Source organism: Nocardia arthritidis NBRC 100137, assembly GCF_001612765.1.
Taxonomy (GTDB): Bacteria; Actinomycetota; Actinomycetes; order Mycobacteriales; family Mycobacteriaceae; genus Nocardia; species Nocardia arthritidis.
Genome location: NZ_BDBB01000111.1, coordinates 1 through 643 on the forward strand (window position 1 = coordinate 1; position 643 = coordinate 643).

Annotated in this window: 1 protein-coding gene; it reads right to left on the minus strand. The window is 74.7% G+C overall.

The features are described from left to right. On the minus strand, positions 1 to 643 hold a 643-nt coding region (locus NA8_RS34530; protein WP_501193544.1), incomplete at both ends, for a beta/alpha barrel domain-containing protein.

Consider the following 643-nt stretch of genomic DNA (forward strand, 5'->3'; position numbering starts at 1 on the left):
GGCGGGCACGGTGCGCGCCAGGCGATCCCGTGCCGCGATCAGCTCGGGCAGCAGCACCAGCAGCGGCCTGCGGTCGGTGTGACCGCCGGAGTCCGCTTCGGCCGTGATGTCGTCGGCCATCGGCACCTGTTCGGCGAGGCGGGCCTGCTCCGGCGTCAGATCACCGGATTCGACCAGCCCGCGCAGCAGCCGCGCGGGGGCCGGGCGCAAGAACGGTTCGGCCACCTCCACCCGGGACACCTTCGCGATCAGGCGGTGGCGCACCTCGACGCGGCCCTGCCGGTCGACGGCCAACCCCGCCGCGCGGTAGCGCACGACCTCGCCGGTGAGGTCCATGAACGCCGACGCCTCCACGCAACGCACCTGATGGCGCAGGCATGCATCGACGATCGCGCGCTCCAGCGCGGGCTCGGACGGGCTGTGGATCAGATTGCACGCGAACGACTTGCCGGCCAGCGTGCGGCTCAGCTCGGCCAAGGCCGCGTCCACCGCGGCGGGTGGCACCCCCGCCGCGCCGTAGGAGGCGAGGTACCCCGCCCGCGCCATCGCCGAGACCAACGCCGGTGACGCGATGCCGTTCGCCATCGCACCCGCCGCGTACGCCGCCCGCACCCCGTGAGCGGCGGCGAACCGCCGGTCACCG